24 protein-coding genes are annotated in these 22,215 nt (G+C 62.7%); 14 read left to right on the top strand and 10 right to left on the bottom strand.

Features of this window, described 5'->3' with window-relative positions:
- Positions 1 to 48: 48 nt before the first annotated feature.
- Both ACJD00_RS13900 and ACJD00_RS13905 read right to left on the bottom strand, forming a co-directional pair.
- On the bottom strand, positions 49 to 756 hold the full coding sequence (locus tag ACJD00_RS13900) for a FadR/GntR family transcriptional regulator (protein ID WP_418907501.1): 708 nt from the start codon (positions 754 to 756) through the stop codon (positions 49 to 51).
- A 20-nt stretch (positions 757 to 776) separates the two neighbouring features.
- Positions 777 to 2,459, bottom strand: a complete 1,683-nt coding sequence (locus ACJD00_RS13905) for an L-lactate permease (protein ID WP_418907502.1) — start codon at positions 2,457 to 2,459, stop codon at positions 777 to 779.
- 145 nt (positions 2,460 to 2,604) lie between these two features.
- Between ACJD00_RS13905 and ACJD00_RS13910 the strand changes: the two genes are divergently transcribed.
- The 4 genes from ACJD00_RS13910 (at position 2,605) to ACJD00_RS13925 (ending at position 6,049) form a co-directional block, all read left to right on the top strand.
- Positions 2,605 to 3,369: a (Fe-S)-binding protein gene (locus tag ACJD00_RS13910; RefSeq protein WP_418907503.1), complete on the top strand. Its 765-nt coding sequence runs from the start codon at positions 2,605 to 2,607 to the stop codon at positions 3,367 to 3,369.
- Positions 3,366 to 4,838: a lactate utilization protein B gene (locus ACJD00_RS13915; RefSeq protein WP_418907504.1), complete on the top strand. Its 1,473-nt coding sequence runs from the start codon at positions 3,366 to 3,368 to the stop codon at positions 4,836 to 4,838. Before ACJD00_RS13910 ends, ACJD00_RS13915 begins: the two co-directional genes overlap by 4 nt.
- The gene (locus ACJD00_RS13920; RefSeq protein ID WP_418907505.1) at positions 4,835 to 5,467 is read left to right on the top strand and encodes a LutC/YkgG family protein; all 633 of its coding nucleotides are present in this window, start codon (positions 4,835 to 4,837) and stop codon (positions 5,465 to 5,467) included. Before ACJD00_RS13915 ends, ACJD00_RS13920 begins: the two co-directional genes overlap by 4 nt.
- Before the next feature lie 93 nt (positions 5,468 to 5,560).
- Entirely contained in the window at positions 5,561 to 6,049 is a 489-nt protein-coding gene (locus tag ACJD00_RS13925) for a MarR family winged helix-turn-helix transcriptional regulator (RefSeq protein WP_418907506.1), read from the top strand.
- 26 nt (positions 6,050 to 6,075) lie between these two features.
- Here the strand turns inward: ACJD00_RS13925 and ACJD00_RS13930 are convergent, their stop codons facing one another.
- The 4 genes from ACJD00_RS13930 to ACJD00_RS13945 are packed head-to-tail and all read right to left on the bottom strand — an operon-like array spanning position 6,076 to position 9,469.
- Positions 6,076 to 6,858 carry an IclR family transcriptional regulator domain-containing protein gene (locus tag ACJD00_RS13930; protein WP_418907507.1) on the bottom strand — a complete coding sequence of 261 codons (783 nt, stop codon included), beginning with the start codon at positions 6,856 to 6,858 and terminating at the stop codon, positions 6,076 to 6,078.
- A 33-nt stretch (positions 6,859 to 6,891) separates the two neighbouring features.
- A complete protein-coding gene (locus ACJD00_RS13935; protein WP_418907508.1) occupies positions 6,892 to 7,557 on the bottom strand; it encodes a 3-oxoacid CoA-transferase subunit B in 666 nt (221 codons plus the stop codon).
- Entirely contained in the window at positions 7,554 to 8,228 is a 675-nt protein-coding gene (locus ACJD00_RS13940; protein WP_418907509.1) for a 3-oxoacid CoA-transferase subunit A, read from the bottom strand. The genes ACJD00_RS13935 and ACJD00_RS13940 overlap by 4 nt, the downstream gene beginning before the upstream one ends.
- A 32-nt stretch (positions 8,229 to 8,260) precedes the next feature.
- Positions 8,261 to 9,469, bottom strand: coding sequence for a thiolase family protein (locus ACJD00_RS13945; protein WP_418907510.1), 1,209 nt, complete (start codon positions 9,467 to 9,469; stop codon positions 8,261 to 8,263).
- Positions 9,470 to 9,741: 272 nt separating this feature from the next.
- Between ACJD00_RS13945 and ACJD00_RS13950 the strand changes: the two genes are divergently transcribed.
- The 8 genes from ACJD00_RS13950 to pcaC all read left to right on the top strand — a co-directional run bounded on the left by ACJD00_RS13950 (position 9,742) and on the right by pcaC (position 17,064).
- Positions 9,742 to 10,917 carry an MFS transporter gene (locus ACJD00_RS13950; RefSeq protein WP_418907511.1) on the top strand — a complete coding sequence of 392 codons (1,176 nt, stop codon included), beginning with the start codon at positions 9,742 to 9,744 and terminating at the stop codon, positions 10,915 to 10,917.
- 10 nt (positions 10,918 to 10,927) lie between these two features.
- Positions 10,928 to 11,677 (top strand): IclR family transcriptional regulator, encoded by a 750-nt coding sequence (locus tag ACJD00_RS13955; RefSeq protein WP_418907512.1) that lies wholly within the window; start codon positions 10,928 to 10,930, stop codon positions 11,675 to 11,677.
- A 156-nt stretch (positions 11,678 to 11,833) separates the two neighbouring features.
- Positions 11,834 to 13,030: a 4-hydroxybenzoate 3-monooxygenase gene (locus ACJD00_RS13960; RefSeq protein ID WP_418907513.1), complete on the top strand. Its 1,197-nt coding sequence runs from the start codon at positions 11,834 to 11,836 to the stop codon at positions 13,028 to 13,030.
- 35 nt (positions 13,031 to 13,065) lie between these two features.
- Complete coding sequence (pcaH, locus tag ACJD00_RS13965; protein ID WP_418907514.1) at positions 13,066 to 13,914, top strand: protocatechuate 3,4-dioxygenase subunit beta; 849 nt, start codon at positions 13,066 to 13,068, stop codon at positions 13,912 to 13,914.
- Positions 13,915 to 14,493: a protocatechuate 3,4-dioxygenase subunit alpha gene (pcaG, locus tag ACJD00_RS13970; protein ID WP_418907515.1), complete on the top strand. Its 579-nt coding sequence runs from the start codon at positions 13,915 to 13,917 to the stop codon at positions 14,491 to 14,493.
- Positions 14,493 to 15,881 carry a lyase family protein gene (locus tag ACJD00_RS13975; RefSeq protein WP_418907516.1) on the top strand — a complete coding sequence of 463 codons (1,389 nt, stop codon included), beginning with the start codon at positions 14,493 to 14,495 and terminating at the stop codon, positions 15,879 to 15,881. Before pcaG ends, ACJD00_RS13975 begins: the two co-directional genes overlap by 1 nt.
- The gene (locus ACJD00_RS13980) at positions 15,863 to 16,669 is read left to right on the top strand and encodes an alpha/beta fold hydrolase (RefSeq protein WP_418907517.1); all 807 of its coding nucleotides are present in this window, start codon (positions 15,863 to 15,865) and stop codon (positions 16,667 to 16,669) included. Before ACJD00_RS13975 ends, ACJD00_RS13980 begins: the two co-directional genes overlap by 19 nt.
- Positions 16,666 to 17,064 (top strand): 4-carboxymuconolactone decarboxylase, encoded by a 399-nt coding sequence (pcaC, locus tag ACJD00_RS13985; RefSeq protein ID WP_418907518.1) that lies wholly within the window; start codon positions 16,666 to 16,668, stop codon positions 17,062 to 17,064. Before ACJD00_RS13980 ends, pcaC begins: the two co-directional genes overlap by 4 nt.
- Here pcaC and ACJD00_RS13990 read toward each other — a convergent pair.
- Complete coding sequence (locus ACJD00_RS13990) at positions 17,018 to 17,968, bottom strand: EamA family transporter (RefSeq protein ID WP_418907519.1); 951 nt, start codon at positions 17,966 to 17,968, stop codon at positions 17,018 to 17,020. The two genes, pcaC and ACJD00_RS13990, sit on opposite strands and share 47 nt — an antisense overlap.
- Positions 17,969 to 18,047: 79 nt before the next feature.
- Between ACJD00_RS13990 and ACJD00_RS13995 the strand changes: the two genes are divergently transcribed.
- On the top strand, positions 18,048 to 18,929 hold the full coding sequence (locus tag ACJD00_RS13995) for a LysR family transcriptional regulator (protein WP_418907520.1): 882 nt from the start codon (positions 18,048 to 18,050) through the stop codon (positions 18,927 to 18,929).
- Positions 18,930 to 19,219: 290 nt separating this feature from the next.
- Here the strand turns inward: ACJD00_RS13995 and ACJD00_RS14000 are convergent, their stop codons facing one another.
- Both ACJD00_RS14000 and ACJD00_RS14005 read right to left on the bottom strand, forming a co-directional pair.
- A complete protein-coding gene (locus ACJD00_RS14000) occupies positions 19,220 to 20,308 on the bottom strand; it encodes a hypothetical protein (RefSeq protein WP_418907521.1) in 1,089 nt (362 codons plus the stop codon).
- A gap of 32 nt (positions 20,309 to 20,340) precedes the next feature.
- A complete protein-coding gene (locus ACJD00_RS14005; RefSeq protein WP_418907522.1) occupies positions 20,341 to 21,003 on the bottom strand; it encodes a LysE family translocator in 663 nt (220 codons plus the stop codon).
- 127 nt (positions 21,004 to 21,130) lie between these two features.
- Here ACJD00_RS14005 and ACJD00_RS14010 point away from each other — a divergent pair, with 127 nt between their 5' ends.
- Positions 21,131 to 21,562, top strand: a complete 432-nt coding sequence (locus tag ACJD00_RS14010; RefSeq protein WP_418907523.1) for a hypothetical protein — start codon at positions 21,131 to 21,133, stop codon at positions 21,560 to 21,562.
- A gap of 64 nt (positions 21,563 to 21,626) precedes the next feature.
- Here the strand turns inward: ACJD00_RS14010 and ACJD00_RS14015 are convergent, their stop codons facing one another.
- The gene (locus ACJD00_RS14015; protein ID WP_418907524.1) at positions 21,627 to 22,175 is read right to left on the bottom strand and encodes a YceI family protein; all 549 of its coding nucleotides are present in this window, start codon (positions 22,173 to 22,175) and stop codon (positions 21,627 to 21,629) included.
- Positions 22,176 to 22,215 lie beyond the last annotated feature (40 nt).

Raw genomic sequence — 22,215 nt, forward strand, 5'->3', positions numbered from 1 at the left:
ATGCCATGTCGCGTCACCTGTTAATTCTCAGCTTGGAGCGCACACAGGCTAGTGGGTCTGCCCGTAGAACCAGGTGATGTGCTCTTCGAGAAGTTGTGCGGCGCGTTCTCGGTGCCCGTTGGCGTAGGCGTGATGGATGGCCTTATGTTGTCGCCGCAGGATCTTGACGACCGACTGCCAGGTCTCGTCGTCGGTGATCGCGGCCGACACATAGTCACTGATGGCGTTGCGCAGCGACTCCATCATGGTGGCTACCACCGCGTTTCCGGACATCGAGGCCAAGAGCACGTGGAATTCGGCATCGATGCGGTGGAACTCTTCGCGGCTGAGTTCCGGATCGTCCATGCGCATGATTAGCACGGCGGTTCGGGCAATCACCTGCTGGGCGTAGCGCGGATCGCGCGGCTGCATCTGCGCCGCCCAAGTTTCGAGCAGAATGCGTGATTCGACGATCTCGGCGACCTCGATCCCCTTGGCCGCCACATGAAGGCGGAGCGCCTGCGAGATACCGGCAGCGGGATTCGAGATCACCACGGCTCCGGAGTTCGGCCCGGACCCGGTGGAGGTGCGCACCACCCCCATCACATCCAAGATGCGGATGGCGTCGCGGACCGAGGCCCGGGAGATCCCGTGCTGCTCCGCGAGCGCACGCTCCCCCGGCAGCTGCGAGCCGAGCTTGAGCTTGCCGGTGCGCAGGTCGTCCTCGATGGCGTCGAGGACGACCTGGTACGCACGCGGAGCTGGGGTTGAAGCCATAATGCTTCCAGTTTACCGGCCTAGAATGCCGGAAGCATCCAGCTCAGCACCGGCGTGGACTGCAGGTAGACCAGGACGCAGAGCAGCAGCAGCATGCCCACCGACCAGCCGGCGACCTTCTTCAGGATCACCGATTCCTGGCCTTCCATCTTCACGCTAGTTGCGGCGATGGCCAGGTTCTGCGGCGAGATGAGCTTGCCGACCACGCCGCCGGAGGTGTTGGCCGCGACCAGCAGCGTCGGATCGATGCCGGCGTTGGCACCAGCGGTCTGCTGCAGCTTGGCGAACAGGGCGTTGGCGCTGGTGTCCGAGCCGGTGACCGCGGTGCCGATCCAGCCCAGTATCGGCGAGAGGAAGGCGAAGGCTCCGCCGGTGCCGGCCAGCCAGGTGCCCACGGTGATGGTCTGGCCGGACAGGTTCATGACGTAGGCCAGGCCCAGCACAGAGAGGATGGTCAACGCCGCGAAGCGCATGTTCACGATGGTCTTGGCTATTTCCGCCAGGCCCTGGCCGAAGCCCATCTCGTAGCGCCCGCCGCCGTTGTTACGCGAGTAGACGAAGGCCGCGATGATGCCGGTCAGCAGCAACAAGGTGCCCGGGGAGGAAAGCCACTGGAACTTGTAGATGGTGGCCGAGATGGCCTCGCCCTCGCCGTTGACCACCCGGCCGTGCAGCCCGGGCCAGCCGAAGGCGATATCCGTGCCGGAAAGCCACTTCGGGATGTCCACGCCCAGAGTCCACAGCTTGGCGATGCCGAAGATCACGATCACCAGCAGGTACGGGAACAGCGCCATCCAGGTGTCGGCCTTGTCCAGCGACTTACCGGCCACATGCGGCTGCGCGGCGGCCTCCTCGGTCAGCACGCGGTGGCGGGCCTGTTCGATGCCCTGCGGGCGCCAGACGCGCAGCAGCAGCACGGCTGCGCCGAGGCCGACCAGCGAGGCGACGATGTCGGTCAGCTCGTAGGAGAAGTAGGTGGCGCACAGGAACTGGGCGATGGCGAAGGAGAATCCGATGACCAAGGTGGCCGGCAGGGTCTGGCGCATGCCGCGCCAGCCGTCGATGACCAACACCAGGACCGAGGGGACGAAGAGGGCCAGCACCGGGGACTGGTGGCCGACGACCGCGCCGATTTCCGCGGCGGGGATGCCGGTCAGGGCGCCGGCGGTGGTGATCGGGATCGCCACGGCGCCGAAGGCGACCGGGGCGGTGTTAGCGATCAGCACGGCCACCGCGGCGCGCAGCGGTGAGAGCCCCAGGGAGAGCAGCATGGTGGCGGTGATGGCCACCGGGGCGCCGAAGCCGGCTAGGGCCTCGAGCAGGCCGCCGAAGCAGAAGGCGATGAGCACCGTCTGAATGCGCACGTCGCCGCCGCCGATCACGTCGAAGACCCGGCGCAGGTCCTCGAAACGCCCGGAAACCACCGTGACCTGGTAAAGGAAAATGGCCATGACCACGATCCAGACAATCGGGAAGGCGCCGAAGACCATCCCCATCACCCCGGAGTTCAGGGCCATCAGCACCGGCATCTTGAAGCCGAGGATGGCGATGACGATGGCCACCAGCAGGGAGCTGAGGCCGGCCACGTGGGCCTTGGTCTTCACCACTGCCAGCAGGATGAAGAAGGTGAGCAACGGGATGAGCGCGACAAGCGCCGAGATGGCGACACTGCCACCTATGGGATCTGTAGTTGGGGTAAACACGATGCGGGCGTCCTTACTTGAAATGGTCTGACCATACGTGGTCGGACCACTAAGCTAGCAAGGTGAGGGCCGTCACAGCAAGCCTTGACTTTCGAATTTCGCGGTCATACTATGGTCAGACCACATATTGAAAGAGCGAGCAACCATGCGAATTGCACTATTTGCGACCTGCATCGTCGACGCTATGTATCCGGAAACGGCGGCCGCGACGGTCAAGATCTTGCGACGCCTCGGACACGAAGTAGTCTTCCCGCAGAACCAGGCCTGCTGCGGCCAGATGCACATCAACTCCGGCTACATGCCCGAGGCGCTGCCGGTGGTCGAAAACCACATCAACGCCTTCGACACCGACGACTACGACGTCGCCGTGGCCCCCTCCGGCTCCTGCGTCGCCTCGGTCCGCCACCAGCACGGCTTCCTGGCCGACCGCCTCGGCCGCCCGGACCTGAAGGCGCGCGCGAAGCGGGTCGGGGCGCGCACCTACGAGCTCTCCCAGCTGCTCGCCGACGTGCTCGGGGTGACCGACGCCGCCGCGCAGCTGGGCAGCTACTTCCCGCAGACCATCACCTACCACCCCTCCTGCCACGGCATGCGCTCGCTCAAGCTCGAGGACCGCCAACTGAACCTGCTCAAGAGCGTCGGCGGCATCACCGTGGACGAACTGCCCGAGGCGGACCAGTGCTGCGGCTTCGGTGGCACCTTCTCGATCAAGAACTCCGAGGTCTCCACGGCCATGCTCGAGGACAAGGTGAAGAACATCTGCTCCACGTCGGCCTCGCTCTGCTCCGGCGGCGACGCCTCCTGCCTGATGCATATCGGCGGCGGGCTTTCGCGCTCCGGGGCCAAGCCCACCACACTACACCTAGCCAATATTCTGGCCAGCACGAAAGACGAGGTGTTCCTGCCGTGACTCACGTATTCCTCGGCATGCCGGCCGCCGGTCAAGGAAACCTGCACGCGAGCGAACCTTTCCCGCAAGCCGCCCACCACGAACTGGGCAAGCCCCAGCTACGCGCCAACCTGCGCCACGCCACCCACACGATTCGCGACAAACGCCTGAAAGTCGTGGGCGAACTGCCCGACTGGGAAGAGCTGCGCGATGCCGGTGAGGCGATCAAGAATTTCTCCATGGCCACGCTCGAGCAACGCTTGGAGGAGTTCGAAAAGAACTTCACGGCCGCCGGTGGAACCATCCACTGGGCCCGCGACGCGGCCGAAGCGAATGAGATCGTCACCGCGCTCATCCGCGAACAGCAGGTCGCCGAGGTGGTCAAGGTTAAGTCAATGGCCACGCAGGAAATTGGGCTCAATGAGCATCTCGAAGCGCAGGGCATCGCCGCCTACGAAACAGATCTCGCCGAACTCATTGTGCAGCTTGGCCACGATAAACCCAGCCATATCCTCGTCCCGGCGATCCACCGTAACCGCACCGAGGTGCGTGACATCTTCCTACGCGAAATGCCCGAGGTCGATCCCGCACTCACCGATGATCCGCCGCGGTTGGCCGAGGCTGCGCGCCGCCACTTGCGTAAGAAGTTTCTCTCCGCCAAGGTGGCCATCTCCGGGGCGAATTTCGCGTTGGCGGACACCGGCACGCTCGGCGTGGTCGAATCCGAGGGCAACGGCCGCATGTGTTTGACCCTGCCCGAAACGCTGATCACCGTGATGGGCATTGAGAAGGTGTTGCCCTCGTGGCGCGACCTTGAGGTCTTCATGCAACTACTTCCGCGTTCCTCGACCGGTGAGCGGATGAACCCTTACAGCTCACTGTGGACCGGTGTCACGCCCGGGGATGGACCGCAAAATGTGCACCTGATCCTGCTGGATAACGGGCGGACCCGCGCGCTGTCCGATCGCGTCGCACGCAGCGCACTGAACTGCATCCGTTGCTCGGCCTGCATGAATGTCTGCCCGGTTTATGAGCGCACGGGTGGCCACGCCTACGGCTCAACCTACCCCGGACCGATCGGGGCGATCCTCTCGCCATTACTGACCGGCATCGAAGCCGAGGAGAATAACTCCCTCCCCTACGCTTCCTCGCTATGCGGTGCCTGCTATGAGGCCTGCCCGGTGAAGATCAACATCCCGGAAATCTTGGTGCATTTGCGGGCCGAGGACGTCGATGCCCGACGCGGCCAGTCCAAGCTCCCGTCACAGATGGATCTGCTCATGAAGGGCGGATCTTGGGCGCTGGGTTCGGGCAAACATTTGGGGCTCCTGGAAAAGGCGCTACCACTGGGCCGGCTTGCCGCCGGCCGACGCAAGAAGATCAAGCAACTTCCCGGAATCGCTGCGGGCTGGACCGCTAGCCGCGACATTCCCGCACCGCCATCCAAGTCTTTCCGCGACCAGTGGAACGCCGAAAAGAGGAGCCAGTGAGCGCCAAAGAGGAAATCCTGGGCCGCATCCGAAGCGCGCTAGGTGACAGCCCCATCCCCGCCGAGATACCCCGCGCCTATCGCACCGGCTCTCTGCTGCCCGGCGATGAAGTGATCGAATTACTGGTGGACCGACTAGTCGACTACAAGGCCGGTGTTCAGGTGCTCGACGCGGCGCAGGCTCCGCAGGCTGTGGCCGAAGTCCTGCATGTTGCCCGCACGGTGGTGTATCCGCAGGGCTTGGACGCTCAGTTACTTGTCGCGCTACCAGAGACGGTCGAACTCATTGCCGATGGACGGCAACGACAGCTAAGCGTGGCCGAACTGGACCAAGCGGATGCGGTGATCACCAGTTCTGCGGTGAGCATCGCCGAGTCCGGGACCATCATCCTCGACGGCAGCGCCGATCAAGGACGCCGCGCGATTTCGCTGGTACCGGATCATCACCTGTGCGTGGTGCCCGCCTCGACGATCGTGCAGTTGCTACCCGAGGCAATGGAGCGATTGACCATCACCCGCCCGCTGACCTGGATCTCAGGCCCGAGCGCCACCAGCGATATTGAACTCGAGCGCGTCGAAGGAGTTCATGGGCCACGCACCCTCGATGTTCTGATTTTGCGCGACGCGTGAAGCCGGACGGCGCAACGGGCCGTAGCAAAACTGCTGCTCTACGCACGATGAACTCGGCTCGCTGGGAGCCCTTGAACAAATTATGCTGGATAGGTGACTACCCCTGGTGCCCTTCCGAGTGGCGTTCCCGATCCCGAGCCGGGAGCTTCGAATCTATCGGAGCATATTCTGACGCGACTAAGCACGTATGTGCGGCTGGCCGCGCAGAATCTCACGACGCAACGTGCCGAGGCACTCCGGCCCTTCGGGCTGACACCTATGCAACACTTCGTGCTGATGCTGCTACACGACTCGCCCGGGCTGTCCTCCGTAGACTTGGCGCGTCAAGCGGGGGTCACCCCACAAGCGATGAGCCTGATTCTCGACCGGCTTACCGCAACGGGTCTGGTGAAGCGCGAACCGTCGAAAACCAACCGGCGGCGGTACTCGGTCAAGCTCACGCATGAAGGCGAATTGCTGGTATTGCGCGCGGACCGCGAGATGGCCCATATGGAGCACCTGCTCAGTTCCACATTGACAGCCCCGGAGCGGGCCCAGCTAGCCGAACTCTTGCGGCGGCTGGCCGACGGGCAGGACGACTAGGCCACAAGCACTACCGCCGGCGGCACTCAGCGTCGTGCGGCGAGGGCCTGTTCCACACGCTGCGCGGCCTGCTGCAGCGCGGGTAGTACGGCCGCCAACGCCTGCTCTGGGGTACGCGAATCGACGACGCTCAGTGAGACATTCAGTGCGCAGACGATCGTGCCATCGGGGCCGTGTACCGGCACGGCCACGGATCGCAGTCCCAAGGAGAGCTCCTGGTCCACGAAACAGTAGCCCTGCTCGGCTACCTCACGCAGAATCTCACGCAGGCGCTCCGGGTCGGTGACGGTCAGCGGGGTGAGCGCCGGCAGCGGCCCGTCGAGTAGCTCCGTCACAACCTGAGCCGGTGCCCCGGCCAAGAGGACCCGCCCCATCGAGGTGGCGAGCGCCGGGAAACGCGTGCCCACCGAGATTCCTACCTGCATAATTGCGCGCGTGTGCACCCGGGCAATGTAAACGATCGAGTCGCCTTCCAGAACCGACGCCGAGGCCGATTCGCCCATGGCCGCCGAGAGATCCTCGAGTACCGGAGAGACCAGTTGTGGCAAGGGAGCGCTCGAGAGATAGGAGTAGCCCAGCTGCAATACCTCGCTAGTCAGCTCGAAAATCTTGCCGTCCGAGCGTACGTAACCCAAGTCCCTGAGGGTTAGTAAGAACCGTCGGGCGGTGGCTCGCGAGAGCCCCGTGCGGGTGGCAACTTCTGAAAGGGTCATCCGCGGGTTGTCGGCGTCAAAGCTTCGAATCACGGCTAGCCCACGGGCTAGGGATTGCACGGATCCCGCGCTTCGTGCCTCACTGCTCTCGCTCACGCACGCTCCTGTCGATTGGTCAATAGCACCAATCTACCCGCTGGCTTGCGCGTGTAGCGGGACCGGCACCAGCTCACGCAGGTCGGCTAGCTCAATGCCATGAACGGAACGAACGCGCACCTGCCCGGCCGCGATCTCAAAGACCGCCCGTTCGGTGTACACCCGCGAGACACAACGCAGCCCGGTGACCGGGTAGCTCAGCGCGCGCACCAGCTTGGAGGCGCCCTCCTTGGTGCATAGGCTCATCATCACCCAGGTTTCCTTGGCCCCGATGGCTAGGTCCATCGCACCGCCGACCGCCGGAATAGCCTCCGGCGCTCCGGTATGCCAGTTGGCCAGATCGCCCTCGGCGGAGACCTGGAAGGCACCCAGCACGCACACGTCGAGGTGCCCGCCGCGCATCATGGCGAAGGAGTCGGCATGATGGAAATAGCTGGCCCCGGGTAGCTCGGTGACCGGGATTTTCCCGGCGTTGATCAGATCGGGATCGATCTGCTCGCCATGCGCCTCGGGCCCCATCCCGAGCATCCCATTCTCGGTATGCAGGGTGACACGCTGTTCGGCGGCCAGATAGTTCGAGACATTGGTCGGCTGACCGATGCCGAGGTTTACATAGGCTCCGGTCGGGATATCGGCGGCAACCATGGCCGCCATCTCATTGCGGCTCAGCGGCTGCGCGGTGCTTATCGGTTGGCTCATGCCTCGGCTCCTTCCAGGGCCACCAGGGTGTTCACGTAGATTCCGGGGGTCACCACATGCTCGGGATTCAGCGCACCGACGGGCAGGATCTTTTCCACCTGTACGATGGCGTTGCGAGCCGCGGTGGCCATAATTGGCCCAAAATTTCGCGCAGTTTTGCGATATACGAGATTGCCGTACTCGTCGGCGTGCAGCGCCTTGATCAGAGCCACATCGGCGTGGATGGGTGTCTCGAGCACATAACCGCGCCCATCGATCATCCGCGTTTCCTTCCCCTCGGCCAGCATGGTGCCGTACCCGGTGGGAGTAAAGAAGCCGCCAATGCCGGCACCTGCGGCGCGGATGCGCTCGGCGAGGTTGCCCTGCGGGACCAATTCGAGTTCGATCTCACCCGCACGGTAGGCGGCGTCAAAATGCCAAGAATCGGACTGCCGAGGGAAGGAGCAAATCACCTTGGCCACGCGGCGCTCCTTAATCAGCAGGGCCAGTCCAGCATCGCCCTGCCCGGCGTTGTTGTTCACCACGGTGAGCGAGCTGGCTCCGGAGTCCAGCAACGCGTCGATCAGTTCCATGGGTTGCCCGGCGTTACCAAAACCACCGATCAGCACGGTGGAGCCGTCGCTAATTTCGGCCACCGCTTCGGCGGCGGTGCGCACAATCTGAGGTGCCACGTTATCTTCCCTTACTTGAGTTCGTTGATCGGCTAGGCGGCGTTCGGGTTCTCTAGAACCACGGCCAGACCTTGGCCTACGCCGATGCAGATCGCGGCCACGCCATATCGTTCGCCGCTAGCCTGCAACCGGCGCGCCAGCGTGCCGAGAATCCGTAGTCCGGAGGCGCCGAGCGGGTGACCAATGGCGATGGCCCCACCCCAGGCGTTGACGATCGCCGGGTCGATATTCCACGCTCGAACGCAGGCCAGCGACTGCGCGGCAAAGGCCTCATTGAGCTCCACGGCGGAGATATTCCCCCACGACAGCCCGGCCTTGGCTAGGGCCATATTGGCCGCTTCGACCGGGGCGAAGCCGAAGTATTGCGGATCTAGAGCGAAGGCTCCGTTCGAGACGATGCGGGCAATGGGATCGGTCCCCAATACTTCGCCGCCACGCTCGGAGCCGATAAAGGCGGCCGAAGCCCCATCGGACATGGGCGAAGCGTTACCGGCGGTCACGGTGCCGGTTTCGGCCGGACGGAAGACGGTGCGCAATGCCGCGAGGCTGGCGGCCGAGGATTCCGGGCGAATGGTTTCGTCACGCACCACTGCGGTACCCCGCGCGCTAGCTGGCGGTACGTCGATGACGAGATTCGCATAGTCGCCCCGTTCCCAGGCCGCCGCGGCGAGTTGGTGCGAGGTGGCGGCAAAGTCGTCTTGATCTTCACGAGTCACCGCGTACTTCTCGCGCAGTTGTTCGGTGGCCTCCCCCAGCGAAACCGACCACTCACCCGGCATCTTGGGGTTGACCAGCCGCCAGCCAAGGGTGGTGTTGGCTAGCTCGAGGTTGGCCATCGGGTAAGGGCGCTCGGTTTTCGGCAATACCCAAGGGGCGCGCGACATAGACTCCACACCGCCGACCAGCACGAGCTCGGCGTCATGGGTGGCTATCTGGCGGCTGGCGGCTATGGCCGCGTCCAGCGATGAGCCGCAGAGTCGATTCATCGTGGTGCCGGGAATCGAGGTGGGTAGGCCTGCCAGCAAGGTCGCCATGCGTGCCACATTGCGATTCTCCTCGCCGGCCCCGTTGGCGTTCCCGAATATCACTTCGTCGATTGCCCCGGGCTCCAGCTTGGGGGCACGCGCAACTAGCTCGCGCACCACATGGGCGGCGAGATCGTCGGGGCGATGCCCGGCGAGGGTGCCACCGATCTTCCCGAACGGGGTCCGAATCGCATCATACAGATAGGCCTGCCGCACTAGTCACCACTCCATCAACAGTTCGTTCGCATTGTGAACCATAGTTCACTAAACGAACAATACAGTTAGCCGAGCGCTGTTTCAAGGCTCTTGATGCGGCCAACGCGAAGGGAAGGGATTTTTAATTGTGCGCTATACGCACAGTTGTGCGACAAGTGATTATCGCGCTAGTATCTCGGATCACATGACATACATCACTAGATGGCATGCACCGGCACCCGGAAGGACTAACGGCTTTGAGCACATCGACCGAGAACACTAAGACGCTGAGAATGAGCGGTTGGATCGCCACCCTATGTTTCCTGATTGTCGTTTTTGAGGGTTACGACATCGTGGCCCTCGGAGCCACAATTCCGGTACTCACGGACCCGCAGGTCGGCGGCTATTCGGTCAGTTCCATGAACTGGGTCAACACCTTCTCCCTGATCGGTGTCGGAATCGGCGCGGCCATTATGGGGCGTCTGGCGGACCGTTTCGGACGACGGCGCCCGCTACTGATCGCGGTGTTGGTATTCTCCGTTTTCACGCTGGCCTTTCCCTTCATGCCCTCGGCGGTGGCAATGGGAGCCGTACGCCTTATCGCCGGCCTAGGACTCGGCGGTTGCATGCCGGTTGCTCTGGCACTCATGCAGGAAAATGCACCCGTGGGCCGTCGCGCATTAGCCAATAACCTGCCCATGGTCGGTTATCACCTCGGCGCCGTGCTCGCCTCGCTAGCCGGAAAGTACGCTGGCATCCATTGGTCGCTGCTCTACTACCTCGGTGGCGGGCTCGGCCTGCTATTGCTGGCTCTGCTCTGGTTCAAGCTACCCGATAGCCCGGTCACGCCCTCGTCCGAACGGACCGGCATCGCCCAAGTGCTCGCCCCGCGCTACCTGCGCAGCTCCATCGGCCTGTGGATTGCGGCCTTTATGGGCTTGGTTCTGGTCTATGGGCTCAATGCGTGGCTACCAAAGATCATGTCTGGTGCCGGCTATCCAGTGGCCGACTCGCTGACCATGCTGTTTGTGCTGAACCTCGGGGCGATCACCGGCCTGTTCATCAGCGCCTTCGCGGCCGATGCCAAAGGCATCAAGCTGGTTTCGGTCCTCTGGTTCGCCGCTTCGGCCGTGCTATTGGTACTACTGGCCATTCCATTCGGTAGCCAGATCGTGCTCACCACCGTGATCTTCGTGACCGGCATTTTCGTTTTCAGCGCCCAGTGTCTGATGTATGTGTATGCCGGGCATATCTATCCGCGCGATATGGTGGCCACCGGCATCGGCCTAGCCTCCGGCATCGGTCGCTTTGGCGCCATTATCGGCCCATACCTCACGGGCCTGATGGTTGCCGCGGGCACCGCCTACCCCGGAGCCTTCTTCCTCTACGGCGGTGCAGCCCTCGTCGCGGTCGTGGTCATCGCCCAGATCCCCAAACCCTCCCGCGACGTGGCGGCCACAGCGTCTTAGGGTTAGAGCCATGGCCAATTCTCGTAGCGGAGACTCGATGCTGGATCGCCTCGTGCGGATCCTAGACGCCTTCGACCGCGACAACTCGTCGCTGAGCGTCGCTATTTTGGCACGCCGCGCCGAAATTCCCCTAGCCACCACCTATCGACTGATTGAGGACCTCTGCGGTCACGGACTCCTGGCCCGTGACCGCCAGGGACAAATTCGGCTTGGGTTGCGTCTCTGGGAACTTGCCAACCGCGGGGCGGTCACCCAAGACCTGCGCACGGCGGCGCTGCCGTTCATGGAAGACATCAATCAGCTTTTGCGCCAGCACACCCAGCTATCGGTGCTGCACCAAGACGAGGTACTCATCATCGAGCGTCTTTCGCGCCCCGGCGCGGCGGTCAATCAGGCCAATGTGGCCGGACGCATGCCAGTGCACCGCACGTCCATGGGCATGGCCCTGCTGGCTTTTTCGCGCCCAGAGGAGATCACGGGCTTTCTCGAGCGGCACGGGGAAATCATGCGTTCCACCCACCCGCATCTGCGCGCTGAAATGGCCGAGATCCGACGCCGTGGCTACGCGTCAATGGATGGCTACATCGATGAGGACACCACCGGTGCCGCCGTGCCAGTTACCGATGATGCCGGCTACCAGGTCGCAGCGCTCTCGGTGGTGGTTCCACGCTCGACCACCAGCCTGCAGCCGACGATTATGGCGTTGCGGACCGCGGCTCGCGGCGTCTCACGCGCGCTGGGTTACCGTCACGGAACCTAATTAACGGACCGGATTTCTCATTCATTGAGAAGTCGGCTGATCTGTGCCACGGGTCACCGGCAAGCTAGAGGAAATCCACTCATCCCGACGCCATGATGAGCCTCGACTGGTTCTCGACCGTCCCGGCTCACCTGGCCCCACTCGAAGGAACCCTCAATGGCGCAGGAACCTCGCATACTTCGTACCAAGGTCGGTATTATCGGCGGCGGTCCGGCCGGCCTGATGCTCTCGCACCTGCTCTCCGGGGCAGGCATCGAGAACATCGTGGTCGAGAAAAACGACCACGCAACCATCCGCAACACCCACCGCGCCGGGATCCTGGAAGCCCAAGCCGTGCGCATGCTCACCGACTCCGGGGTCGAGGGGCGCGTACTGAGCCACGGTGACGAGCACGCCGGAATCGACCTACGCTTCAACGGAGAATCGCATCCGTTGGATTTCCGTGAGCTCGTAGATGCCACGGTGACCCTCTATGCGCAGAATGAAATCTTCGTGGATCTGGCGGCGGCGCGCGTCCGGGACGGCGGGGACGTCCGCTACTCCTGCGAAGTCACCGAGATCCTGGATGTTGAAAGCAAGAACCCGAAATTCCGTTTCACCGATGCCAACGGAGCGGTCTACGAAGTCCACGCGGACATCCTCGTCGGGGCCGATGGCTCGCGGTCCTTCGCGCGTCGCCAGATGCCGGAATCAACCCGGCAAGATTTCAAGGTCAGCTACCCCTTCGCCTGGTTCGGGATCCTCACCGAGGCCCCCAAATCGGCACCCGAGCTGATCTACGCGAACTCACCGCATGGCTTCGCGCTGATCTCCCAGCGCAGCGACAGCGTTCAGCGCATGTACTTTCAATGCGACCCGAACGAAAACGTCGAGGACTGGAGCGATGATCGAATCTTCGACGAGCTACAACGCCGCGTGGCCGGACCGGATGGCTTCGAACTAAAAACCGGCCCAATCTTCGACAAGACAGTGCTCGGTTTCCGATCCTTCGTCCGCGAACCGCTCTCCCACGGCCGGCTTTTTCTCATCGGCGACGCCGGACATACCGTGCCTCCTACCGGCGCGAAGGGCTTGAACCTGGCTTTTGCCGACGTCAAGGTGCTCTTCGAGGCTCTCGATTCCTACTATTCCACCGGCGATGACACATTGCTCGGTGGCTACTCGCAACAGGCACTGAAGCGCATATGGAAGGCGCAGAACTTCTCCTACTGGATGACGTCGATGCTGCACAACCCCATCGGCGCCGACCCCTTCATGACGCGACGGGCCCTTGGCGAGCTCGACTCGGTGACCTCCTCTACGTACGGCCAGCAGTATTTGGCCGAAGCCTATACCGGCTGGCCAAACTCCTAGACACCCCTCGCCTCCACCCCCGAAAGGAGAACCTCGTGCGCACCGAGCCTACAAGCAGCGATCGCAGTACCGCCGAAACCCTCCAGAACGCCCACACCCTCGACCCGGCGGCCTCCTCAGCGTCACAGGAGCAAGTCAGCGACGAGATCGCGCAGATTCATGACGATTACCGCCAGCGCCTCGTGGCCGGCCAAGATACCGAAACCCAGCCACGCCTGGATTTCGCCCCGTACCGTTCCTCGTTGCTTCGCCACCCCACCAAAGATTTGCACCATGCGGATCCGGAAACCATTGAACTGTTCGCTCCAGCCTTCGGGCAGCGCGATGTCCACGCTCTCGAATCCGACCTGACCATCCAGCACAACGGCGAGCCAATCGGCGAGCGTATCGTGGTCGCCGGACGAGTACTCGACGGTGATGGCCGCCCGGTCGCCGGACAGCTCATTGAAATTTGGCAGGCCAATGCGGCTGGCCGTTACGTGCATAAGCGCGACCAGCACCCGGCGCCCATCGACCCGAATTTCACCGGCGTGGGACGCGCGATCACCGGCCCGAATGGCGAATACTCCTTCACCACCATTAAGCCGGCCCCCTACCCGTGGAAGAACCACCACAACGCTTGGCGCCCGGCGCATATTCATTTCTCGCTATTTGGCACGGACTTCACCCAGCGTATGATCACCCAAATGTACTTCCCGGGCGATCCGTTATTCGCACTGGACCCGATTTTCCAGTCGATCACCGACCCACAGGCCCGCGAGCGGTTGATCGCCACCTACGATCATTCGCTGACCTCGCACGAGTGGGCCACCGGATACAACTGGGATATCGTGCTCACCGGCAGCAATCGCACCTGGATGGAAGACGAAGAGGCAGAGCATTAAATGGCACAACACCCAGCATTGAAGCTACTCCCCACCCCGGGGCAGACCGTCGGTCCCTTCTATGGCTACGCCCTACCTTTCGAACGGGGCGGGGAACTGGTGAACCAGGCGCACCCGGCCGCGGTGCGTTTGCACGGCACGGTGTACGACGGGCAGGGCGAAGTCATCCCCGACGCCCTGCTGGAGATCTGGCAGGCCGACGAACACGGTCAGGTGATTGCCCGCGAAGGCTCGCTCGTGCGCGATGGTTACACCTTCACAGGTTGGGGCCGCGTACCGGTAGATAACGCGGGGCAATACAACTTCACCACGGTGAATCCCGGTCCCACCGAACCGGGCAAGGCCCCGTTCATCATGCTCACGATCTTCGCCCGCGGTCTGCTCAATCGCTTGTTCACGCGAATCTACCTGCCCGAAGATACCGCCGCGTTGGCCAACGATCCATTGCTCGCCTCGCTGCCGGACGAGCGTCGGCAGACGCTGATCGCCACCCGCGAGGATGATGGCGCGTTGCGCTTTGATGTGCACCTACAGGGTGCGCTGGAAACCGTGTTCCTCTCCTACCCGCGCGCCAGCTGATGTCCGCCCGCGACTATGGCCTATTGGCTCCGGCGTGGGCTGGTACCGAAGCGGCCGAACTGACCGACGATACCGCCTTTGTCCAGGGCATGCTCGACGTGGAGGCCGCATGGGTCCGTGTCCAAGGCGCCGCAGGGCTCTGCCCCGCAGAACAGGTGCAACGGGTTCAGCGTGCCGCCCAGGTTCGGAACTACGATCTGCATGAATTGACGCAGGCTACGCCGGCCGGAGCCAACGCGTTGATTCCCCTGCTGGGTATGGTTCGCACCCGGCTAAGCGATGAGACCGCTCCGGTCCCGGCGGCCTTGCACCGTGGTTGCACGAGCCAAGACATTATCGATAGCGCACTGATGTTGTTGGCCGCGCGAACGGTACCGAAGATACGCGCCGCGGTACGGCGTACCGCCACGGCGCTCGCCGCGCTGGCCGAGGAACATCGCCATACCCTGTGCATTGCCCGTTCGCTGACCCAGCATGCACTGCCCACAACCTTTGGATTACGGGCCGCCAATTGGCTCGCCGCGCTACGCGCCGCCGCCCAACGCCTCGATACGGTGAGCTTTCCCCTGCAATTTGGCGGTGCCGCCGGGACGCTGGCCTCGCTGGATCAGTTCCTGAGCGAGGACAACATTGCCACCAGCGCCGAGCTAGGCGCGGCGTTGGCCCAGGAGTTGGGTCTGGACTATCCGCTTACGCCGTGGCACACCAACCGCCAACCCATCCTTGATCTGAGTTCCGCGCTCGGCGGCGTCCTAGCAGCGCTGGGCACCTTCGGTGCCGATGTGCTCACCGCGGCGCGCCCGGAAGTCGGTGAACTCTCCGAACCCCACGCCGCGGGCGCCGGTGGCTCATCGGCCATGCCGCAAAAACGAAACCCGGTGCATTCGATCCTGTTGCGCGAGGCCGCCCTGAGCTCCCCGGGCCTGATCTCCACCCTGTTCACGGCCGCCGGCACCGCGGTGGATGAACGACCCGACGGTAGTTGGCATGCCGAGTGGTCGGCCCTGCGCGAACTGTTGCGGTTGACCGGCGGGGCCGCCGAGCACGCGGCCACCCTGGCCGAGGGGCTCGTGGTCCACCCGGATAAGTTAGAGCGCAATCTTCAGCTTGGCGGCGACGCGGTGCTATCCGAACGCATGGTGACCGTTCTGGCTGACCGCTATCCCGGAGGTGCCGCCGCTATTCGCGCGGAGGTGGTCGACGCCCTCGACGGTGGACCGACACTACGCCAAAGACTTCGGCGCAACCTTCCGGTCGAGCAGTTCAGCGACGCCGCTTTGGACGCGTTGTTTGACCCCGCCGGCTACCTCGGCTCCGCCGACCGTTTCATCTCAAACTCCCTGTCCGACTTCACGACGTGGAAAGAATCATGGCAGTCCCTTTCCTAACTCCCTCGCTACTTCACGCGGCTCCCGGTAACCCCACGCTGCTCCTCGGTCCCTCGCTGGGCACCGGAGTATTGCAGCTGTGGGCTCCGAGCGTGGATTACTTGAAACAGCATTTCCAGTTGGTGGCCTGGGACCTGCCTGGCCATGGGCACAGCGCCCCCAGCACCGAGCCTTTCAGCATGTCCGAACTCGCCACGGCAGTGCTCAATCTGGTGCACACGTTACAAGCCGATGGGGTGATCGACTCCGCCTCTGGATTGCTCTACGCCGGAGTTTCCGTCGGCGGTGCCGTGGGGTTGCAATTAGCCCACGACGCGCCGGGCACCTTTCAGGCCCTGTCGGTGATCTGTTCTGCCGCCAAGATCGGCGAAACGGAAGGCTGGCAGCAGCGTGCCGAACTCGTCTCCCGCGCCGGGACACCCAGCATGGTTGCCGGGTCCGCACAGCGCTGGTTCGCCCCGGGCTTCATGGAACGCAACCCGGTGATCGCCACCAATTTATTGCATTCCTTGCAGGTGGCCGACCGCTTCTCCTACGCGCATGTCTGCGGCGCGCTGGCAGACTTCGATTTGAGGGAGGCACTGCCCACGCTCACCGATCCACTGCTGGCCATCGCCGGGGCCCAGGATGCAGTGTGCCCACCGGCCGAAGCTGAACGAATCGGCACCCAGGCGCCGCATGGGCGTTGGGCGGTCGTGGAATCCGTGGCCCATCTGGCCCCGGCCGAAGCCCCCGAAGCCACCGCCAAGCTACTGCTGGATTTCTTTACCTCTAAGGAGCAACGATGAGCACTACACCGCCAGCCAACGACCCCTACCAGGACGGGATGACCGTGCGCCGCGAGGTCTTAGGCGATGCACATGTGGACCGGGCCACCGACGCTTCAAACGAGTTCACCGACGATTTTCAGGAGCTGATCACCCGTTACGCGTGGGGCAGCATTTGGACCCGCGAGGGGTTGCCGCGCACCACGCGTAGCGCCATCACGCTGACCGCCATGATCGCCGGTGGTTATTGGGAAGAGCTGGAGATGCACGTGCACGCCGCGCTTCGCAACGGCATGACGCCGAATGAAATCAAGGAGGTCTTCTTGCAGTCGGCCATTTATTGTTCGGTGCCGGCCGCCAATATGGCATTCAAGATCGGCAAGCAGGTACTTGCCGAATACCAGCAGGATCACTAGTCCTCCGCCGTCGGGGTCCGGGGAGCTGTCCGGCAACTAGAGCGGCAAGGGCGAGCGCAAATCCGATCAGCTGAAGTGGATTGAGTGACTCACCGGCCAGTAAGGCACCTAGCACGGCAGCCATCAACGGCGAGAGCAGACCCAACAGTGCAGTAGCCGTCACCGGTAGGCGGCGCAGGCCAGCGAACCACAGGGTGTAACTCACCAATGCCCCGGCGAGCCCTAGCCACAGGTAACCAGCGATCGCTTTGCCGTCAATCCCCGCCGGTACCCCGTCAATGAGCAACGCTGGCACGAGCAGGAGGATGCCCGCTGCGCTCAATTGCCATCCGGCGTACCCCAGCGCACCAACCGATTCGGGACGTCCCCACTTTTTACTCAGGACTACCCCTAGCCCCATGGACAGCGCGCCGACCAAGCCCGCCAGGATGCCGATCACGTCGAAGCCGGCTCCGGGGCTCAGCACAACGAATCCAACGCCGATCACCCCGATCACTCCCCAACCAATGCGCCACGCCGAGAAACGCTCACCGAGGACAAGGACGGCAAGGAAGGCGACCACCAGCGGTTGCGAGGCCCCTAGCGTTGCGGCCACTCCTCCGGGCAAGCGTTGCGCGGCGACGAAGAGCAGCGGGAAGAATACTGCGAGGTTCAGCGCGCCGAGCACAAAGCTCCTCCACCACCAGTGACCGTGGGGCAGGTTGCGTGAGAAGAGCACGGCCAGCAGTCCGGCCGGTAGCGAGCGCATCAGTGCCGCGAACAGTGGGTGTCCGGCCGGTAGCAGTTCGGTAGTCACGAGGTATGTGGTCCCCCAGATCAGTGGGGACATGGCCGTTAGCGCGATCCATCCGATACGGGCGGGCGCTGGACCGGCAGTGACCGGGGCGGGGCTGGAGGTAGTCATGTAGCTATCTTCGGCGCTCCCGGTTCAATGAGTCCAACACATTGTTGTCATGAAAACAATGAATGTAGATCATAGTTCTATGGAACTTCAGCAAATGCGTTACGTGGTTGCGGTCGCCGAGGAACGAAATTTCACGCGCGCCGCGCAACGATGTCATGTCGTGCAATCCGCACTGAGTCACCAGATTAAGGCGTTGGAACGCGAACTAGGAGTGCCGCTCTTCGTGCGCAACAGTCGCCGGGTCGAGCTCACCTCCGCGGGTGAGCAGTTTGTTGCCAGCGCCCGAGCGAGCCTCAGCGCCGCTGAACGCGCCGTGGCAGATGCCACGGGCGTCAGCGGTGAGCTGCGCGGAGAACTCCGTGTGGGCCTAATCCCCACGGTCAATGCACTTAACGTCCCCGCCACCCTCGGCGATTTTCATCGGAAGCACCCCGCTGTCAACATCAAGCTCGTTAGCGGTAGTAGCGATAACTTCATGGCCGCCATCGCCGAAGGGCATATGGATCTGGCGGTGCTCGGCCTTCCGGAAAGCGTGACGCCGCGGGGTGTGCAAACCACGGCTTTGGCCCGTGAACCTCTGGTGGCAGTTTGTTCCACCGAGCACCGGTTGGCGCCTCAACCACGGGTGAGCTTGGAGGAGTTAGCTCGTGAGAGTCTGGTCGATTTTCCAGCCGGCACCACCGGGCGCTCCCAAACCGATATCGCCTTCGAGCGTGCCGGTTTAACGCGCACGGTGGTCTTTGAGGCCATGACCACTCCCCTAATCCTCGACCTAGTTCGTCACGGCCTAGCCGTGGCCATTTTGCCCGGCTCCGTGGTGCCCGAAGATCCGCAGTTGCAGTGCCTTCCCATTGGCGAAGACGGTCCGGTACGTGTTGAATATCTGGCATGGCGGGACTTTAACCCGTCGCCAGCCGCGCAGGTCTTCCTGGAAATGCTGCTACCGCATACGGAAATTTAGTAGTAGGTTTGCATTTAACGCGAGAGGCTAGACGCCTACTACAAGCAATTTTCATCCACAGAAGGCCCACACATGCCACAGGCTTTGCGCAAAACATCTCGCCGAACGCTGAGGCTTGCAGCCCTAGCCCTAGTGATAGGCAGCTATTTGGCTTTAGGCGCGACCCTGGGAACGAGCGAGAACTCGCCCCTAGCAGGCTCGGTCTGGCAATTTGGAGCACTTACCGTCGGCGTTCTCTTGACCTTAAGTGGCCTTGGGATGATTGCGGGAGCCGTATTCCGCCACCGCCATTAGGTAACAACCCGCTCCCATTGTTCGCCCACGCCCTCCACATGGCGCACGGACCAGCAGTGGATCGGTTCGCGAATCATCACTCGAGGATCAAACCAATAGGTCACGTCCGGAGCCCAGCCGGCCACCATGCTGGCGGTCTCAGCACCGACGTCGATCACCTCACCGGCACAGCCGAGGTATCCAGCAACGCTCAGGTGCACACCGATGTAGTCGCGGGCGACCTGCTGCCAGTTTGGGATGACCCAGCGCCCGTCACGTCCGGTGCATTCCCACCAGACCCGGCGCATATTGGCACTAACCTCCAGTGGGTAGCGTCGACACAACTCGGCCCAGTCTGCTGGTTGGTGCACCTCATATACGGCGCCGTCGTCGGGGATGCGCAATGCTGCGCTGCACGCTTCGGTCCATCCAAAGTCGTCTTCCTGACACCACAAGGCCAAGGGGGCGGCATCGGCAAATGTGGCGCTGGATTCGTAGAGGCCGGGCCCCGGCGTGACCCACCATTTGCCGTTGGGGCAGTTCTGGATCGGTCGCACCAGATACTTTCGATTCCGATGCTCTACCGCCGTGACCTGCTCGTGCCATTGCCCGAGCGCTTCCGCCGGGGGCCTCGTTCCATAGGCATAGAGATCGATGTCGTTATCGCCGACGAACGCGACTTGGAACTGAGCCTCCCGCTGTACCGGCGCCGCAAATCTCGCGGGCCAATGCTGTGCAAGGTGACGCGCCACTCGGCGAAGCGCGGGACGCACCTCTTCGTAGCCCAGCAAAATATCCACGGAGTCAGCTGGCTGCCAATACGCCGCACGTTCCACCGAGGCATAGAGCGCTCGGCGCCAGCTCGCCGCACTGGGCTCAGGTAACGCGCACTGGTCCAGAGCCTCGGCCAATCTCTCGGCGCAAGTATTCCTGATCTGTCCTGCTCCGGGACCAAGGCAGTCAGCCTCGGGGTGCCGCAGCATCCACGCAAGCAATGGGCCGGTGCCTCCGGTGGCGTTCAGCGCTCGATCCTCATGCTCGCGTAGCATCTCGAACAATAGGCGACGTCCTCGTTGACCAGAGGAAAGAATCTCCACAATGTCCATGGAATGAGCTTATCGGGTCAGTTACAACGCCCCTAGTGGCTCGGCAATACCGCAGAGAGCAGCACCACTGCGCCCATGATAATCAGGGCAGCGCAGGACACTAATTCAAGACGTTGTGCGATCTGCGGTTTCTTGAACCACCCCACGGCTCTGGAGGCCACCACGTTGAGCCCAGTAAGGTAGAGGCAACCCACCAGACCAAAGGTGGCCCCTAGCACCATCCCCCAGAACAGGGTGTTGGAGCCATGCGGGATGAAGGTGGGCATCATGGCCAGAAAAAGTAGCCCAATCTTGGGGTTCAGCGCCGACGACAACACTCCGGCGATAAAGGCCTGGCGCGCACTGGTGGTCGCCGCCGGCAGTGCTCCGCGTTCGGCGCTGCGGGCCATGGCACTGTCGGTCGTGGCCACACGGCGCGACTTGATGAGCCCGCTCAACCCGAGATAACCCAGATAGAGTCCGCCGAGCACAGCAATCACCGTTTCAATCACTGGATAGCGCTGGAGCAAGGTGGCCGCTCCCGCTCCAGCGACGAGGGCCCAGCCGAGAATGGCGACAAACATTCCTCCGATGGCCATCAAGCCCAGGCGTTGGCGAACCAGTGAAAAGCGTAGCGCCAGGAAGGTATCGGGGCCTGGTGATAAGGAAACCATCAGGCACACGCCAAGGTAACCGATGAACGAAGCGAGGGTCATAACTCCCATGATAAAACGGGGTTTCATAACGAATAATGCGTGACCCCAGCGCGTCATCACCGCGCGTCGAGATCCATTCTGAAATACGGCTAGAATTTGGTTGAACTACCCGGTGGAAGGAACTGGAATGTCGAGCCAGCACAACGAGCCCAATAACCCGTACGCAAATCAGGGGCAGAGCGGTTACCAGCAGCAGCCCAATGGCTATTACCAGTCGAGCGCACAGCAGCCCAATGGCTACTATCAGCCCGGTGCGCAGCAGCCCTACCCCGGATACATCAACACTCCACAGCAGCTTGAGGGTGCGCAGCTGGCGCAGACCTCGATGATCCTAGGCATCATTTCGCTATTCGTGGTCGGCATCATTCTCGGACCAATTGCCATCGTTAAAGCCAACCGCGCCGAACGTGAATTTAATACGGCCGCTACTGTAGGTAAGGTCACCGGCTGGATTGGCACCATTTTCGGCATTCTGGGCGCACTATATATAGTCTTTTTGATCATCGTGCTCTTTACGGCCGCGAGCGCTGGCTACTCGGAGTTTTACGATTACATGTAGCACTGCGCGCAAAGGCGCCCGAGAAACTTCGGTTTCTCGGGCACCTTATGCGTTGCGGTGAGGATTACTCGGTCGGCAGCACGAAGGAAGCCTCAATTTCGATAACGACCTTGTCGGAGACCAGCACACCGCCGGCTTCCAGCGCAGCGTTCCAGGTCATGCCGAATTCCTTGCGCGAGATCTTGGTGCTGGCCGAGAAGCCTGCACGGGTTGCCCCGAATGCGTCCACTGCCTGGCCACCCAGCTCGACATCGAGCTCGACCTGCTTGGTGACGCCATGGATGGTCAGATCGCCGACGAGCACGAAGTTCTCTTCATCGCCCTTGACGCCGGTGGAGCGGAATTCCATGGTGGGGAACTGCTCGACGTCGAAGAAGTCTGCGCCCTTCAGGTGTCCATCGCGGTTCGCATCCTTGGTGGTGATGGAACCAACCTGCACCGTCGCTTCTACCGACGAGGCCTCGAGGGTATCGGCGACGACCAGCGTGGCGTCGAACTCGGTGAAGTTGCCACGGACCTTAGAGATGCCGGCGTGACGTACGGTGAAGCTAATTTCGCTGTGCGCGGCGTCCAGGGTCCAGGTGCCGGCGGTCAGTGCGGTGGTTGCAGCCATGGTAAAGATCCTTTCAGGAACGCCAACGTTCATTGACGCT

Origin of the sequence: Glutamicibacter endophyticus (assembly GCF_048457885.1) — a bacterium.
GTDB lineage: Bacteria > Actinomycetota > Actinomycetes > Actinomycetales > Micrococcaceae > Glutamicibacter > Glutamicibacter endophyticus.